This window comes from Mucilaginibacter sp. SG538B, from assembly GCF_013376065.1.
Lineage (GTDB): Bacteria > Bacteroidota > Bacteroidia > Sphingobacteriales > Sphingobacteriaceae > Mucilaginibacter > Mucilaginibacter rubeus.
Genome location: NZ_JABMJI010000001.1, coordinates 472,514 through 486,258 on the forward strand (window position 1 = coordinate 472,514; position 13,745 = coordinate 486,258).

The 13,745-nt window shown below is 42.2% G+C and carries 16 protein-coding genes and 1 pseudogene; 9 read left to right on the forward strand and 8 right to left on the reverse strand.

Translation table 11 applies throughout. The features are described from left to right. The 3 genes from FHW88_RS01885 to FHW88_RS01895 are packed head-to-tail and all read left to right on the forward strand — an operon-like array spanning position 1 to position 2,068. Positions 1-342 carry a hypothetical protein gene (locus FHW88_RS01885; RefSeq protein WP_176622681.1) on the forward strand — a complete coding sequence of 114 codons (342 nt, stop codon included), beginning with the start codon at positions 1-3 and terminating at the stop codon, positions 340-342. Then, the gene (locus FHW88_RS01890; protein WP_218117114.1) at positions 339-1,667 is read left to right on the forward strand and encodes a ThiF family adenylyltransferase; all 1,329 of its coding nucleotides are present in this window, start codon (positions 339-341) and stop codon (positions 1,665-1,667) included. Before FHW88_RS01885 ends, FHW88_RS01890 begins: the two co-directional genes overlap by 4 nt. A gap of 29 nt (positions 1,668-1,696) precedes the next feature. Continuing rightward, a complete protein-coding gene (locus FHW88_RS01895; protein WP_176622683.1) occupies positions 1,697-2,068 on the forward strand; it encodes a hypothetical protein in 372 nt (123 codons plus the stop codon). Positions 2,069-2,341: 273 nt separating this feature from the next. On the opposite strand, the pseudogene FHW88_RS01900 reads toward FHW88_RS01895, so the two are convergent. The 5 genes and pseudogenes from FHW88_RS01900 to FHW88_RS01915 form a co-directional block, all read right to left on the reverse strand. Next, positions 2,342-3,405 (reverse strand): annotated as a pseudogene (locus FHW88_RS01900) (DUF932 domain-containing protein). A gap of 4 nt (positions 3,406-3,409) precedes the next feature. Continuing rightward, complete coding sequence (locus FHW88_RS01905; protein ID WP_176622685.1) at positions 3,410-3,577, reverse strand: hypothetical protein; 168 nt, start codon at positions 3,575-3,577, stop codon at positions 3,410-3,412. A gap of 4 nt (positions 3,578-3,581) precedes the next feature. Further along, on the reverse strand, positions 3,582-3,710 hold the full coding sequence (locus FHW88_RS30100) for a hypothetical protein (protein ID WP_255485193.1): 129 nt from the start codon (positions 3,708-3,710) through the stop codon (positions 3,582-3,584). A 69-nt stretch (positions 3,711-3,779) separates the two neighbouring features. Then, positions 3,780-4,379, reverse strand: a complete 600-nt coding sequence (locus tag FHW88_RS01910) for a hypothetical protein (RefSeq protein WP_176622687.1) — start codon at positions 4,377-4,379, stop codon at positions 3,780-3,782. A gap of 465 nt (positions 4,380-4,844) precedes the next feature. Next, entirely contained in the window at positions 4,845-5,009 is a 165-nt protein-coding gene (locus tag FHW88_RS01915; RefSeq protein ID WP_176622689.1) for a hypothetical protein, read from the reverse strand. 203 nt (positions 5,010-5,212) lie between these two features. Between FHW88_RS01915 and FHW88_RS01920 the strand changes: the two genes are divergently transcribed. From FHW88_RS01920 to FHW88_RS01930, 3 genes are all read left to right on the forward strand, one after another. Next, positions 5,213-5,617: a transposase gene (locus FHW88_RS01920; RefSeq protein ID WP_176622691.1), complete on the forward strand. Its 405-nt coding sequence runs from the start codon at positions 5,213-5,215 to the stop codon at positions 5,615-5,617. A gap of 571 nt (positions 5,618-6,188) precedes the next feature. Further along, entirely contained in the window at positions 6,189-8,153 is a 1,965-nt protein-coding gene (locus FHW88_RS01925; protein WP_176622692.1) for a hypothetical protein, read from the forward strand. 20 nt (positions 8,154-8,173) lie between these two features. Further along, positions 8,174-9,715: a carboxypeptidase-like regulatory domain-containing protein gene (locus FHW88_RS01930; protein WP_176622694.1), complete on the forward strand. Its 1,542-nt coding sequence runs from the start codon at positions 8,174-8,176 to the stop codon at positions 9,713-9,715. Positions 9,716-10,180: 465 nt separating this feature from the next. Here the strand turns inward: FHW88_RS01930 and FHW88_RS01935 are convergent, their stop codons facing one another. Next, positions 10,181-10,396: a helix-turn-helix domain-containing protein gene (locus tag FHW88_RS01935; RefSeq protein WP_176622696.1), complete on the reverse strand. Its 216-nt coding sequence runs from the start codon at positions 10,394-10,396 to the stop codon at positions 10,181-10,183. 250 nt (positions 10,397-10,646) lie between these two features. Between FHW88_RS01935 and FHW88_RS01940 the strand changes: the two genes are divergently transcribed. The 3 genes from FHW88_RS01940 to FHW88_RS01950 all read left to right on the forward strand — a co-directional run bounded on the left by FHW88_RS01940 (position 10,647) and on the right by FHW88_RS01950 (position 13,095). After that, on the forward strand, positions 10,647-10,934 hold the full coding sequence (locus tag FHW88_RS01940; RefSeq protein ID WP_176622698.1) for a helix-turn-helix domain-containing protein: 288 nt from the start codon (positions 10,647-10,649) through the stop codon (positions 10,932-10,934). Between the two features lie 26 nt (positions 10,935-10,960). Then, the gene (locus FHW88_RS01945; RefSeq protein ID WP_176622700.1) at positions 10,961-12,193 is read left to right on the forward strand and encodes a site-specific integrase; all 1,233 of its coding nucleotides are present in this window, start codon (positions 10,961-10,963) and stop codon (positions 12,191-12,193) included. Positions 12,194-12,324: 131 nt separating this feature from the next. Next, entirely contained in the window at positions 12,325-13,095 is a 771-nt protein-coding gene (locus tag FHW88_RS01950) for a metallophosphoesterase (protein ID WP_176622702.1), read from the forward strand. 37 nt (positions 13,096-13,132) lie between these two features. On the opposite strand, the gene FHW88_RS01955 is transcribed toward FHW88_RS01950, so the two are convergent. Together FHW88_RS01955 and FHW88_RS30105 are read right to left on the reverse strand one after the other, a co-directional pair. After that, positions 13,133-13,405, reverse strand: coding sequence for a helix-turn-helix domain-containing protein (locus FHW88_RS01955; RefSeq protein WP_176622704.1), 273 nt, complete (start codon positions 13,403-13,405; stop codon positions 13,133-13,135). Positions 13,406-13,581: 176 nt separating this feature from the next. Further along, positions 13,582-13,743 (reverse strand): 4a-hydroxytetrahydrobiopterin dehydratase, encoded by a 162-nt coding sequence (locus FHW88_RS30105; protein ID WP_255485194.1) that lies wholly within the window; start codon positions 13,741-13,743, stop codon positions 13,582-13,584. Positions 13,744-13,745: the final 2 nt, after the last annotated feature.

Below are 13,745 nucleotides of genomic sequence, written 5' to 3' on the forward strand. Positions count from 1 at the left end.
ATGAAATTCCCCGAAGAACAAATTGATGCCCTAAAAGCGATTATCCCCTCCGTTAGCCAGGCTAACGAGGGGGGATATGATTATTTATTACTTGAAAACTTGATCCTGCCTGATGGTTGTCAGCCCGCCATTACAGATGCTTTACTATGTCCCAGCCCAAGGGAAGGTTATTCATCCCGCTTATTTTTCGCCAGCCAAATAATAGGTGGCCCGCAGCGTAACTGGAATGGAAATATCCGGGCGCTGGGGCGTAACTGGTACGCCGTATCGTGGCAGACGAAACCCGGACTGCAACTGGCGGAAATGTTAATGATCCATTTAAAAGCCCTACGTTACCCATGAAAACAAATATAATTAAGCTAAGGTTGCCTGGCAGCCTCTATCAGCGCATCATGACAGATTTGAACAGACCACATGATTTCGCGTACGAGCGGGTCGGTTTTATTTTTGGTATTACTACCATAATTAATGAGCACACTCGTTTGATCACTTTTAACGAGTATCAGCCTGTTGACGATGATAACTATATTGAAGATGATAGTGTAGGTGCACGCATCGGTTCGCGTGCTATCCGCTCTGCCATGCAACAGGTAATGGACCAAAGTTGCAGTGCATTTCACGTTCACCTGCATAACCATAAGGGGCAACCAAACCCGAGTGGCGATGATATAGCTGGGCTGCCTCCGGTAATAGATAGTCTTGCGAATATAGACCCAGACCAACCACATGGCGTATTAATTTTGAGTAAAGATTCTTTTTTTGCCTGGGTTAAGGTCAAAGGCGAGATACAATTGGTAATTCCCGAAATCATCAGCGTTGTTCGTTACCCTATGGTTATTCAGTTCCCCAGCGAAAAGAAAGTCGCTTTAAATAAACTTTTGCTGCGCCAGTCGTTTTTAGGTGAACGTTCTCCAGCTATTTTCGAGCATATTAAAGTTGGGGTTGTTGGACTTGGTGGTGGCGGTTCCCATTTGGTACAGCAGCTCGCCCATCTTGGCATTAAACATTTCACACTTTTTGATTTTGATAAGGTAGAAGACAGCAACCACAATCGGCTTATCGGTGCACATTTTGCGGATATTAAGCTAAAGCTTTCTAAAACCGAAATCGCAAAAAGGCTGATACTCGCAATTAACCCTACTGCGAAAATTACCATTGTTAATGCTCGTTGGCAGGAAGCCACGGATAAATTACAGCAATGCGAGGTTGTTTTCGGCGGTGTAGATACCTACGGAGATCGGGGACAGTTGGAAGCGGAATGCCGCAGGTATCTGATTCCTTTAATTGATATCGGGATGGATGTACATGAGACTGAGCAAGGCTTTCATATTTCAGGCCAGGTTATACTCTCGATGCCTAGTCAACCGTGTATGCGCTGCATGGGTTTTATCAACGAAGATAAGTTGGCCCTGGAAGCCGCAAAATATGGTAAAGTTGGTGGGCGTCCACAGGTTGTTTGGCCAAACGGTTTACTGGCTTCATCTGCCGTAGGTATATTCACCGACCTGGTAACCGGCTGGTCTGGTCAAAAGGAACGCGTCGTGTACCTCGCTTACGACGGAAACAGTGGTTTAATTAGTAACCATATCCGGTTAGAGTATCTTGAACCTAACTGCGATCATTATACATTGGAGCAATTAGGCCCGCCGAAATTTATTAAACTATAAAATATTCTAACACTTAACAAACTAATACCATGAGTTTAAAAATTATTAATGTAGTCAACGCCAACAAGCATGAAGGGGAGTATGTTGTTCTAAAAACCGAAGAAGATTTAAACACCGCAGGCTATGCTGTTGTGGACAGGACATTTGACATGAACGGAAAAGTGTCGAATGAATTTAGGCATATTTTTGTCTTTCCAAATCTTAAAATCAAAAATGGCGATTATATTTTTCTCCATACTGCGAAAGGCACATACAGTTCGAACAGCAATAGAGCGGGTACTATTACGCATCATTTATATTGGGGATCGGGTGACTACGTATGGAATGATAAGGGCGGGGATATGGCGAGCTTGATCAGCTATAAATTAGTCAATTCTGTAAAAGTTCCTGCCGTAGAATAGGCCTAGTAGGCCGCATTGGTTTACTTATGGAGATTATTCGGTCTTAGCAATAAAGTCTTTAATGGATTACAAAATTTTCGTAGCCATTTGCTGAGTTATTGGAAATAAAGTTTAAAGACCGTAATGAAGATAAGAAAAGATAGGCCCGATAGTAATAAATAAAAATTAAGTGATTAAGGAGTACTTATGCATCTTTTAGCGGAGCAGAGTCTGCTTTCATGATGTTTTAATTTATTAGTGAGAAAATAAAGGGGCATTGCTGCCCCTTGTTAATTAATTTAGAATACTACTTACATGCCTAGCGAAATCATTACAGAGGTTAAAGACAGCCTGGTTCTTCTGTAAGCCAGTTCCCGTCATGATGGATTTGAATTTGCTCTCCTCGTCTTTGAAGTTCCGCACGTTTTGGAAGTAACCCGTAACCGCATTGTAGGCGCCAAACAACGTACCTTTGGTCGTATCGCCCTGCTGCGAGGGTGCGGTCATGGCATAATCAAAAGCACTGGAAACCACGTTATTGAACTGGCTGGATAATTCGTCCTGTTTACCCGCCAATATATTTTTATAGACTTCCGGTTTGGGGCACATGGCCAGTTGTATCAGTTGCTTTAACTGCGGGGCGGTGATCCGTACCCTTGACCAGCGGTTAAATACCGCTTCCAACTCAACCGATAATTGATTGGTGATCCCCAATATTTTATGTGCCTGTTTGAGCTTGTCGGTCGCACTGGCGGTATGCCGTATTTTGATGCTGTTGGTATGGTTGCGTAAAGCGGCGTTTAGCGTGTTCTGACAGACTACTCTAATCGGTGTAAAAGCAATGGTAATGCTTTCCGTACCATCATGCGAAGTGGTCAAAAACAAATATTTTTCAATACAATCATTACGCCCGACTTTAATATATCGGGCAGTTTGGCGGTGATAAAAATGCGCTCGCCGTTCTTACCCAATGCCCCGGCGATTTCATATAATATGCCGTCCTTACCGCCGACAATGCTGTCAAAGAAACTAAAGGCGTCTACATTTTGCACCACCTCGTAGTCCTTGCCCACAACGCCTAAGGGTTGCTCGGTATCGGTGCGAACGGTAGCGAAAAAATCGGGCACAGCTATTTCAGGGATAATGATATCGGTGTCGGAGTCTGCTGTAAAGTTCTCGGTGTCATAAGTAAACAAAGGGCGTTTCTCTACCGCAAAGCCTAACCCTGCATATTGCAGAGCTTCCGCACTCGTCGGGTAATCCGAAATGATCTGCCCTAAGCCGTGCTATGCTTTCTGCTTCACAGAGAAAAAACTGTGCTTCCCTGTCCGCTCGTTATAATTGATGTTGTGTGCCATGGTCTTATTTTTTGAGTTTGTAGTCCATAAATTTTAATTCGTGAATTTTTACCTTTTTGGTATTGGTAATGGTACAGATGGCTTTGTGCTGTATTTCGGCAATAGCTTCATGCACATTTTTGTGGCTGGTCTGTATGGTTGCTTTCACCAACAGAAATATGGTATCGTACATAGATTTACTGATTATAGGAATTCATAAATTCCGCCAGTTCTATTTGAAAAACTGCGGGTTGCTCTTTCGCCAGTTGCTCGGCATAACCGCTCCAAAAAAGCTGGTCGGTCAAATCGATAAATAACTCTAACATGGTGTTGCTTTTTAAAGATTTTACCATAGAAAAATGCCCTGTGTACTCTTATACACAGGGCATACCCGTTTATTGCGGAATAACAATAGATGCTTCGACCTCGGCCAGTTTTTCAATGCAAAGGCTTTTTACCATCTCTACCACTTTGGCAATGATGAAAGGGTTCTTGGTGACAAACTCTTCCCCGCCGTCATCCGTGATCGCCAGTTCACAGCGCATAAATTTGCTGTCGCCCGCTACATCGTCCTTATCATCATTTTGCGTAACGATAAAGCTGTCAAGGTTACCAATGGTGGTTGACAGTTTATTCTTTTGGGCGATCTTCTTACCCAACTGCTCCACCAGTTTAACCGTATCGTCCAAACCGCGCACATGCTGTGCTTTCAGTTCCTCTCTGATCTCCTTTTTGGTAGGCTCGGCCTGCGGTGTTACGGCCTGCGCTTCGGCGGGTTGCGGAGTATTTGCCGGTTGCTGATTTTCGGCAACGCTATCACCGGCCTTAACCGCTGCTGCCGGTGCGGGCGCAACCTGCGCAGTTTGGGCAGGTGTTTGATCTTTAGCAGGTTCATTTTTAGCCTCCTTTCCCGGTATGCTTGGGCGCATTTGATTTTTAACATCTTCGTTAGTTTTAGTAGCTACCTCTTTGCTATTCAATAATGTGGTTTTCATGATCTTTAATTTTTAAATGTTTGTTACTTAATTCATTTTCTAATCCCTGTGAGGGTCGGCGGTCTGCAATTTCTGTCTGCCCGGCGGTCCTCTTTTTTTCCGTATATCCATAGCCGTTATGCTTTTAATCAAGCCGCTCGGCATACGCCTCGCTGGCTTTTTGTAAGCGCCCTCACCTGAACACGGCGGGCAGAACGGCAAGACATTGCGGAAAAAAATACCTCGCCCGCGCAGCGGGCAGGGAAGATTTTTTTACAGCAAACCCGGAGGGTCAGGTCTTGTCCGTACTGTCCCGCCGTTCAGAAATTTGCTTGCGAAAAAGCCAACGGGGAAAAATCAGGAAAGCTAAAAGAACCTAATAAAGTATAGAAAAGGTCAAATCCGGCAATAATGGCCGAAGAACGAGGCCATGTTGCCCAAACGCGGTGAAGCGGCGCAGTTAACGGAGCGGCTGGAACCGCTGATTTAGAAGTTCATGAACAACTCTTCGATCGTAAGGTCGCCGGGTTCTTCCGGGTAAACCATAGCAATCAGCGCAAATAGAATGGTTTCCAACAATATCATCGAGTGATCTTCGGCTAACTGATCTTTATCCGTTGGCGAAATCCGATTAAATTCCCCTAAAGTCATCCGGATCAAAAGGATCTGTTCCCAGCCATTCCGCTAAAAGGGTGTCAAAACCCATTGAGAGCGCTTAAATCAATGATTTAGGCGCTTTTTTATGCCATAAACGTACGTTTGTTAAAAAGAAAGCAGCCAAGCAAAATACTAACTTATGCAATAAAGCACTCAATGGTATTGAGGCCAGTTTAGAGAGTGTAGAAAAAGAGATCATGAATATCGTTAATGCAGATCCTGAATTAAGCCGACTGTTCACTTTAGTTACTTCTGTAGTCGGCATTGGCAAGGTTACAGCAATACAGCTAATAGTAACTACTAATGAGTTTAAAGATATCAATAATGCAAGTTCATATGCCTGCTATGCGGGACTGGTACCTTATCTGGAAGAATCCGGAATGTTCAAAGGTAAAGGTAGGGTCTCGCATATGGCTAATAAAAAAGTTAAAACACTTTTACATATGGCTGCGCTGGTCGCTATTCAATATAACGAGGAATTGAAACTCTATTATGAACGAAAAGCCAACGTCGAAAAAAAGAATAAAATGAGCGTTTTAAACGCTGTCAGAAACAAGCTTGTACAGCGCATTTTTTCCTGCGTAAACCAAAACAGAAAATAAAAAAAAAATATCTCAATTTAGTTGCTTAGATCATAGAAATCGAGCTTTTTGGCCGGTTGCATCAAACCCTTCCTGGTCACATTGAGGTATTCCTATTCACTCATCTTAGTTTATTACAATGCGGAATAGCGTTTTCGATAGCTCGCACGGGATTTCATAATATTTCTCACTGGACTCAATACTATGAGATGCAGTTGACACCTCAGCATCAAACTTAAAACCTGCTTATTGCTATTTTCTTTTTCATGAATTTACAACAAAGGCTGCACATGCGGATCGCTAAATACTTTGAACGAAAACGTTCTACGATAATTTAATTTAAGCGATCAAAAAAAGACCTCTATTTACCTTGTTGCTTAAAATTTATCCTTTTTTAATCTGGGCGATAGATAATTGCCTTTAAGGACTGCCGCTGTCGCGAAATCTGTTTTAAAGAGGTTAATTAGGTAAAAAATTGAGTGATAATACCCTTGATATTGCAAAGAAAATTAATTAATATTATGTCATAATGTCGTGATAATAAGCAAGTAATCAAGGCAAGTTATATATTGATATATTAAACCTTATCACTATGTCAAAAAAACTAATCCTCATCGGTTTTTTTCTGTCTTTTCATTGGTCCGCATTTAGTCAGGTCAATAGAATAATAACAGACGGAAGCAAAATTAAATCTGTTGTTGAAACCTCTTACGCAAATGGCAAAGTCACCATACTTAAGGTGCCTGAGACCCTGACCCTCGTCTTTCCGGCTGATTTTTATAATTATGCTGCTGTATTCAGTAACGGATTGGACTCGACAAAGGATGTAAAGTTAACTTTTGATCCAACAGCCAAAACCGGGAAGAACCTGCAAAAAATAGATTTACAGTCTGGTACAGTGGATTTGACATTTTTGAATGGCAAGCTGTGGGCCATTGGTTCACACAGGTTGGATACCGCAGTAGCAGTTCCTGTCGATGCTAAAGGTGCGTTTACCGTTAAGATGATTTTAAACAGCAAACCGCCGGAGAAGTCTAAGCCGCCTGTAAAAACGTTATGCGACCAAATTGTTGATGATGGAAAGATTATCCAGCAAGTACTCGGTATTTCTTATGATAAAATACCATTGATTTTTTCAGCCTGCTTTAACTCTTCAGATATCATAACAAAAGGAGATGAAGTGCCGTTCAGATACGGACAAAGGCTGATGCTTGATACTGCATATCCCAAATATGCCACTTCTGCATCTTATCTTTTAATTTATGATGTAAGGAAAAAGCCGCTTTTTTCGCCATACGTTTATTTAAAACTCAAGCGGGATAAAAAAACAGGCAAGCTGGAACATTTCGTGCCACAAAAAGGGCAGTTTCGGCCGGCTGCCGGGAGAAGCCTTGTGATTCAGATCATTGGCGAAAAGGACTCCACCTATGTTATTAAAACAGACAGCACAACCAGGTTTATGGATGATGAACAAAGCTTCATTAAACAATTTACCGCTCAAAACCCCGAAAAGGCTGCAGGGAAAGATTCGGGCTCGAAAGATTCCACCAAAAAGGCCGATAAGGGGGTTGGTGAGAGTTCGCCGCATAAGCAGCTCAAACAGGATGTAGTGTCGCTTGAAACTGGCTTGTCAGATTTTAATAAAGTTTTTAATGACATCAATTTTAAGGAGAATGAATACTACATCGCCCTGGCGTGTGTTCAAAATGCTATCCGGTCCAAGTTTGGTAAAGTTCCAGCTAATGGCCAGGAGCTCGCGGAAATAATCATGGAAAAAGTACTGTCAGTAAAAACGCCAAAAGAATTTTACCGGGATTTCTGTAACCATATCCAGAATGTAAAACAATTGTATGACCTTGCCATAAACAAAAAAGTTACCTACAGCAGCTTCCTGTCAGAAATGACTGTTCCGGATGTTGATCTCTTTAATATCCATATCAGGTCTTCAAAAGGCAAGACGGATCTCAGTAACCACGAATTCAATGTACAATCAGGTTTAAAAATCGATTTTAGTTCTGGAATCTTTTATTCATCCCTGGGGAATGCCACTTTTGTAACCGGCTCACATACCTTCCAGTACCGTGATGCTGTTCAAACAGTTGATCCGTCAACAGGAGTGATAAAAACTACATATAATCCAACTCTTCTGAGTACAACCCGGAAAGTGATCTATAGGAATGACAGTCATTCTTTCGGCGCAGGGTTTTTAGCGCACGCATACATCCGGACCGGGGCCTTTTTCAATTTTGGCCTGGCGAGCGGGATCTTTCTAAACTCTTCCGAAGTTCAGGGTTTGATCGGTCCGTCTATTATGCTCGGCAATAAAACAAAAAGGTTTTGCATCAGCGGCGGAATTGCCGCGGGCCAGGAAACGGTGCTTTCTGCAGAAAACCAGCAATACTATTTTGACGGCAAGGAGGCTATATATAACTCTGCAAACGAAGTTCCGCAGGAATTTTCAGGTACAAGTACACCATCCACAGCTAAGCGTATGAAATATAACGGCTGGTTCATCGCATTAACTTATAACCTGTCGTCAATCAAAACAACCAAGTAAACCTTTAAAGTACTTTAAATATGAAAACAATATTTACGGTTCTGATCATCATCGTATGCCTGGCCTCTGCTAATGCGCAGGAATTGATAACCGGCAAGGTAGTAGATAACGGTCAGCCAATTCCGGGAGCCAGTGTCAGAATACAGGGTACGACAACAGGTACAGTTACCGATAGTAATGGAGAGTTCAAGATTACTGCAAAGATTAATGACGTACTAATCGTGACGTTTATCGGGGCACAGACATACACAGCAAAGGTAATCTCAAAGTATATAACCATTAATCTTTCAGTGAAGCCTACCTCATTGGAACTTACAGAGAGCCTCTATAAACAAATGACTGCAAACAAGCTTAAGGAACTGACAGCAATCCCCGCCTTTGCGAAGAACAGCTATAAAAAATTTTCTTCTGATCCAACCGGTATACCTAAAAATGCATCCAGTATCGGGTTCATTAATTCAATCAAAATAACCCCATCAGATTCAGACGGTGATGGTTTAAGTAATGCGGATGAACTTCTTATCGGAACGGATCCGCATGATACCGACACGGACGGCGACGGATTGTTAGATGGATGGGAAGTAGGGAAAATAAATGGAGTAGACCTCAAAACCCTGGGCGCATCTCCAATGCATAAAGATATTTTCGTTCAAATGGACTTCATGAAAAGAGCGTCGGCAACCAATGGGCTCGGGCCGAATACGCAGGTGTTAGCCGGCATCAAAATGGCTTTCAACAACGCACCTGTAAGTAATCCTGACAACATAAAGGGGATTTCCATTCATTTAATACTGGGGAAAGAAATACCTTACCAGGAAAACCTGGATTCGATCAACCGTGATTTCCCTATCCTGAAGTCGAAGTATTTTGATACAAAAAGAGGCGTTGCATTCCATTATATGGTATGGGCAAACGGATATGGCAACGATGATTCCAGTGGAAATGCACTTGGCATAGGAACCTCGGATTTTGTTGTCACGCTTGGGCAATGGAATGGCAATCAAGGAGGTACTGATCAACAGAAAATCGGGACATTTATACATGAGCTCGGCCATAATCTGGGATTTTATCACGGCGATACCGAAGATGTAAATTTTAAGCCCAATCATATCAGTGTGATGAACTATAGTTATCAAATTGACGGTGTTAGTTCAGGGGGACGCACTTATTATACTTATCAGCCATTTGATCTTCCTGCATTGGACGAAAATATTCTATCTGAGACCAAGGGTTTGGGCGCGGGCCTGTTATTACAAGGATATATTATCCAATATGCTTCACCCTCCCAGACTTTGACGCCGGTAGAAGGTGATGGTGCTATAGACTGGGATTTTAACGGGGAAATAGATAAATCAGCGGTCGAAGCAGATGTGAACGGTGACGGCGAACGTACAATATTGAAGCCTACACCAAATGAATGGAGCCGCGTTAAGTTTAAATGCGGGAGCATAGGGCAATTTCAAACTTTTGCAGGGCTCGTTCAGAACGGCGTTAAAAAATACTATAAAGTACCTATGAAAGAGCTAACACAATCATTATATCAGAAAACAAGAAAAAATTGAACCCGAATATTTTTAAACGCAATGATAGGAGATATGCATTTAGCAGCAGATTCTAATTTTAGTGATATCAACGGGATGAGACCTTAAAGTTTATTTACTGTTTAACGATCTGAGTCTGGCAGCTGTTTGATCTCTATATTCCTGAAATCGACAGGCCGCCTTTCACTTTGTAAAGCGAAAAAGCAGCTGTTTTAACAGTTTCCCGTGCTGTTTGTACTTCGGATCGTAGCCAAGTGCTACGCCGCCACCAATGACATGTCTTGAATATTGCGGCACGATATCGCCGTTGATAATATGCATAATTAATTGTTGCCCTGAACGATGAGTACTCCCTTTACCCACTACTCACCGTCACAGGTTTTTAAAGGAGAGGGCGTTATTTTAATAGACGATAAAATGTTGTGCTTTCCTTATTATATATAAATTGAATGCTTTTTGTTCAGGCCTCTAACCGTCCCTCCGCTATCAGTTTTTCAATTTAATATCCTTAAACAAATGGTTTAATAATTCCACGGGGTCGGTATCAATGGCCAGAGCAACCAGGTACAGCTCATCTGCTCTTAGTTTTGCTGACGGGTTCATCGAGAGTTCGCTCAGCCTCGATTTACTGATTCCGGTCTTACGGGAGATCTCCGATTTATTAACAGATTTTTTTGCAAGAAATAATCCGAAGTCTGTCATAAATAGTGATTTTCCGTACCGATTTATGACTTTAAAGTACAACTGTTTGGGAAAGCTAAATAATTTCATTGAATATGTTTAGAGATTCTATACATTTGTCCGTATAATCAAAAATATATAATTAATATGATCACAACCCGTAAGGAATTATCAGCAAAGCAGAATTTAAAAGCTGTTCAATCATCCAAACCGGTCGTTTGACCAAACGAGCAGTTTATATTATCAAATGCATGAGCGTAAAAATTAAAAAATGAGCCCCGACGAATTACTGACTAAAAAAGACCTGGAGCTTTTTAAGAATGAGCTCTTTGAAGTGCTGAGGCCATTCCGGGAGGCTCAGGGGTTACCGCAGCAAAAATGGCTGAGAAGCAGTGATGTTAGGAAAATGCTCAGAATATCGGCCGGGACATTACAGAACCTTCGTATTGCAGGAACTTTAACCTATAACAAGGTAGGAAAGATGTTTTTTTACAAGGCAGAAGACATTGAAAAAATGCTGAATGGGGTTGAAAAAAAAAGTCTGAAAAAGAAATCCTGAGCCCGGCGCAATCCCAGACCTTTAAAGTGCTGTTCTTTTTAAAAACGTCGAAAAACAAGGAAAGGGCGGACTGCTTTATTTATATCAGGATCACTGTAAACGGTAAACGGGAGGACTGGTCTACACAGCGCCGGTGTGAACAACAGGAATGGGACAAGCATACCGGCAGGATGAAAGGAAACAGGGCAGAAGCGAGGGCGACAAATTCCTGGCTTGACACATTAAATACCCGTGCACATTCCTGCCGGCAGGATCTGTATGCTGCCGGTAAATCATTTGAGCCGTTACATATCCGTAAGCTGATGCAGGGTGAAGAATTAGATCCGCCAAGAATGCTTTCTGAAGCCTGGAACTATCATACCAGCCAGATCGCGGGCCTGCTCGGCAAAGATTACACACCCGGGACACTGGCCAAATATAAATCGGTGCACAGAGTATTAAAGAAATATATTAACCTTAAACATCAAAGCGACGATATCAGGCTTGACGATATTGACTACCGCTTCGTCAGGGATTTTGATTATTATCTGAAAACAGATTATGGGCTTAAGATTAATACCGCTGTGCAAATGGTAAAAAAGCTAAGGACAGTAGTGAAAATAGCTTATGAGATCGGCTGGTTGAAGCGCGATCCTTTTATCGCTTACAGGGTAAGACATGAAGAAGTTCACCGTGAATATCTCAGCAGCGCAGAGCTGCAGCAGCTTGCAGCGAGAAAGTTTAAGCGGAAGCGCCTGATCGTAGTCAGGGACCTGTTTCTGTTCAGCTGCTATACCGGTCTTTCTTATGCTGATACCGTTAAGCTGAATAGAGCAGATATTTTAAAAGGAGAGGATGGAGGCCTGTGGATTCAAACTTATAGAATGAAGAATAATAACCGCGTCCGCATTCCGCTGCTCAGCCCAGTGCTCCGGCTGATCGGGCATTATAAGGATAATCCGCGTCTTTTTGATGAAGACTTCATTTTGCCTAAAGTGAGTAATCAGAAAGCAAATGCCTATCTGAAAGACATAACCGGTTTAATGGGCTGGACGAAACGGCTGACGTTCCATTGTGCACGGCATACCTTTGCCACTACAGTGACACTGACCAATGGCGTCCCAATCGAAACAGTGGGCCAGATGTTAGGGCACAAAAGCATTCAAACCACCCAGCTTTATGCACGGGTCACTGATACAAGGATAAGCCGCGATATGAAGCCACTGAAGAAAAAATATGCCGGGCAGGAACTTTCCTTAACGGACATTATGGATGAATAAATAAATATTAAAATCAGCGGAATTCAGCTGTAGTCAAAACCGTTGTTTAATAGAATACGAGAAAGGAGGCACAGGTGTAACTTGAGCACGCTGAATTTCATCACTTTAATAAGAATTAAATTATAAATACTATGCGTTTACAAATCGCATCAGATCTGCATTTAGAGTTTCATGAAAACAGGGAGTATATTAAACTTAATCCGCTTAAGGTCGAAGGAGATATTCTCTTACTCGCGGGTGATGTTGCTACACTGAGGAACATTGGCCTCTACCGGGATTTTTTTGATTTCGCAGCAGACAATTACAGGCACACTTATTGGGTTCCCGGTAATCACGAATATCACAATTCCGACATGGCCAACAGAGCCGGTACTTTTCGGAAAGCTTTCCGGCCAAATGTAACGATGCTCAACAACTGCACTGTCAGGCTGGAGAATATCCGTCTGCATTTTTCGACCCTGTGGTCCAATATTTCAACATCGAAAGCATGGCAAATTGAACGCGGCCTGATGGATTTTCATTTAATCAAATTTGAGGGACAGCGGCTGTCAGTGGAACAGTATAACCGGATGCATGCTGAATCCGTGGCGTTCCTGCATTCCGCTTTTCAAGGTAACCGCAAAGAGGATAAAAAGCATATCGTGGTTACCCATCACCTGCCTACGTTTCAGAATTATCCTGTTAAATATCTTGGCAGTCCGCTGAATGAAGCTTTTGCGACCAGCCTGGATGAATTTATTGAAACATGTGGTGCCGACTACTGGGTATATGGTCATAATCATGCTGCTACCAGTGACTTTCTGATTGGAAAAACTAAACTTGTGACAAACCAGCTCGGCTATGTTCACCATAATGAACAGAGTGCGTTTGATAACGGCAGGCTGATCGCTTTGGATCAGTAAGTATTGAAAGGTCTTTTAAATGACAATACCTGCAGGGTTATTTCTTCATCCGGTTGCCATCAAGTAATCGCTGGATGTCTTCGTATTTGTAATACAGAATACCGCCGATCTTTGTGTAAGTGATCGTGCCGTTCACTCTCAGGTTCTGCATTGTTCCCGGAGATATTCTAAGCATGTTCTTTACCTGGTAGCTTTTCAGCCACCTGGTATTTTCCTTAACAGGGTTACCTGCCAGCAGGGATTTAAAGTCGCTTAACAGCCTTTCCCTGAATTCGTTCAGGTCTTCTTTTGTGATAATTTCTGTTGCCATAATTTGAAAGATATGGTACAAATCTGACTATGCCTGATCAATATAATTGACAAGGATTTCGGTACTATAGATGTTTTGTTGCATTTGAAGAGTTTTGATATTTGACCTCAAATGACGCTGAATGTACTGTTTATCAGTCCGAACGCAGAAATCATTTAGAGATCATCTGCCGCATATCAAAGCAGTAAATTGTCAATCGCCTTGGACAAGAATCTATCCTTCTCGGTAACGATATTGCCTTTGTCATGGGTTGATAACCAAATTTCAACTTTGTTCCATTCATTTTTCCAGGTTGGATGATGCTGATTGGATTCTGCCAATAATGCAACCCTGGTCATAA

What these genes read in the sequence shown, in the direction of transcription:
- FHW88_RS01885 (WP_176622681.1), top strand. Translation starts at nt 1, where the DNA reads ATGAAATTCCCCGAAGAACAAATTGATGCCCTAAAAGCGATTATCCCC.
- FHW88_RS01890 (WP_218117114.1), top strand. Translation starts at nt 339, where the DNA reads ATGAAAACAAATATAATTAAGCTAAGGTTGCCTGGCAGCCTCTATCAG.
- FHW88_RS01895 (WP_176622683.1), top strand. Translation starts at nt 1,697, where the DNA reads ATGAGTTTAAAAATTATTAATGTAGTCAACGCCAACAAGCATGAAGGG.
- FHW88_RS01905 (WP_176622685.1), bottom strand. Translation starts at nt 3,577, where the DNA reads ATGTACGATACCATATTTCTGTTGGTGAAAGCAACCATACAGACCAGC.
- FHW88_RS30100 (WP_255485193.1), bottom strand. Translation starts at nt 3,710, where the DNA reads ATGTTAGAGTTATTTATCGATTTGACCGACCAGCTTTTTTGGAGCGGT.
- FHW88_RS01910 (WP_176622687.1), bottom strand. Translation starts at nt 4,379, where the DNA reads ATGAAAACCACATTATTGAATAGCAAAGAGGTAGCTACTAAAACTAAC.
- FHW88_RS01915 (WP_176622689.1), bottom strand. Translation starts at nt 5,009, where the DNA reads ATGACTTTAGGGGAATTTAATCGGATTTCGCCAACGGATAAAGATCAG.
- FHW88_RS01920 (WP_176622691.1), top strand. Translation starts at nt 5,213, where the DNA reads ATGAATATCGTTAATGCAGATCCTGAATTAAGCCGACTGTTCACTTTA.
- FHW88_RS01925 (WP_176622692.1), top strand. Translation starts at nt 6,189, where the DNA reads ATGTCAAAAAAACTAATCCTCATCGGTTTTTTTCTGTCTTTTCATTGG.
- FHW88_RS01930 (WP_176622694.1), top strand. Translation starts at nt 8,174, where the DNA reads ATGAAAACAATATTTACGGTTCTGATCATCATCGTATGCCTGGCCTCT.
- FHW88_RS01935 (WP_176622696.1), bottom strand. Translation starts at nt 10,396, where the DNA reads ATGACAGACTTCGGATTATTTCTTGCAAAAAAATCTGTTAATAAATCG.
- FHW88_RS01940 (WP_176622698.1), top strand. Translation starts at nt 10,647, where the DNA reads ATGAGCCCCGACGAATTACTGACTAAAAAAGACCTGGAGCTTTTTAAG.
- FHW88_RS01950 (WP_176622702.1), top strand. Translation starts at nt 12,325, where the DNA reads ATGCGTTTACAAATCGCATCAGATCTGCATTTAGAGTTTCATGAAAAC.
- FHW88_RS01955 (WP_176622704.1), bottom strand. Translation starts at nt 13,405, where the DNA reads ATGGCAACAGAAATTATCACAAAAGAAGACCTGAACGAATTCAGGGAA.
- FHW88_RS30105 (WP_255485194.1), bottom strand. Translation starts at nt 13,743, where the DNA reads ATGACCAGGGTTGCATTATTGGCAGAATCCAATCAGCATCATCCAACC.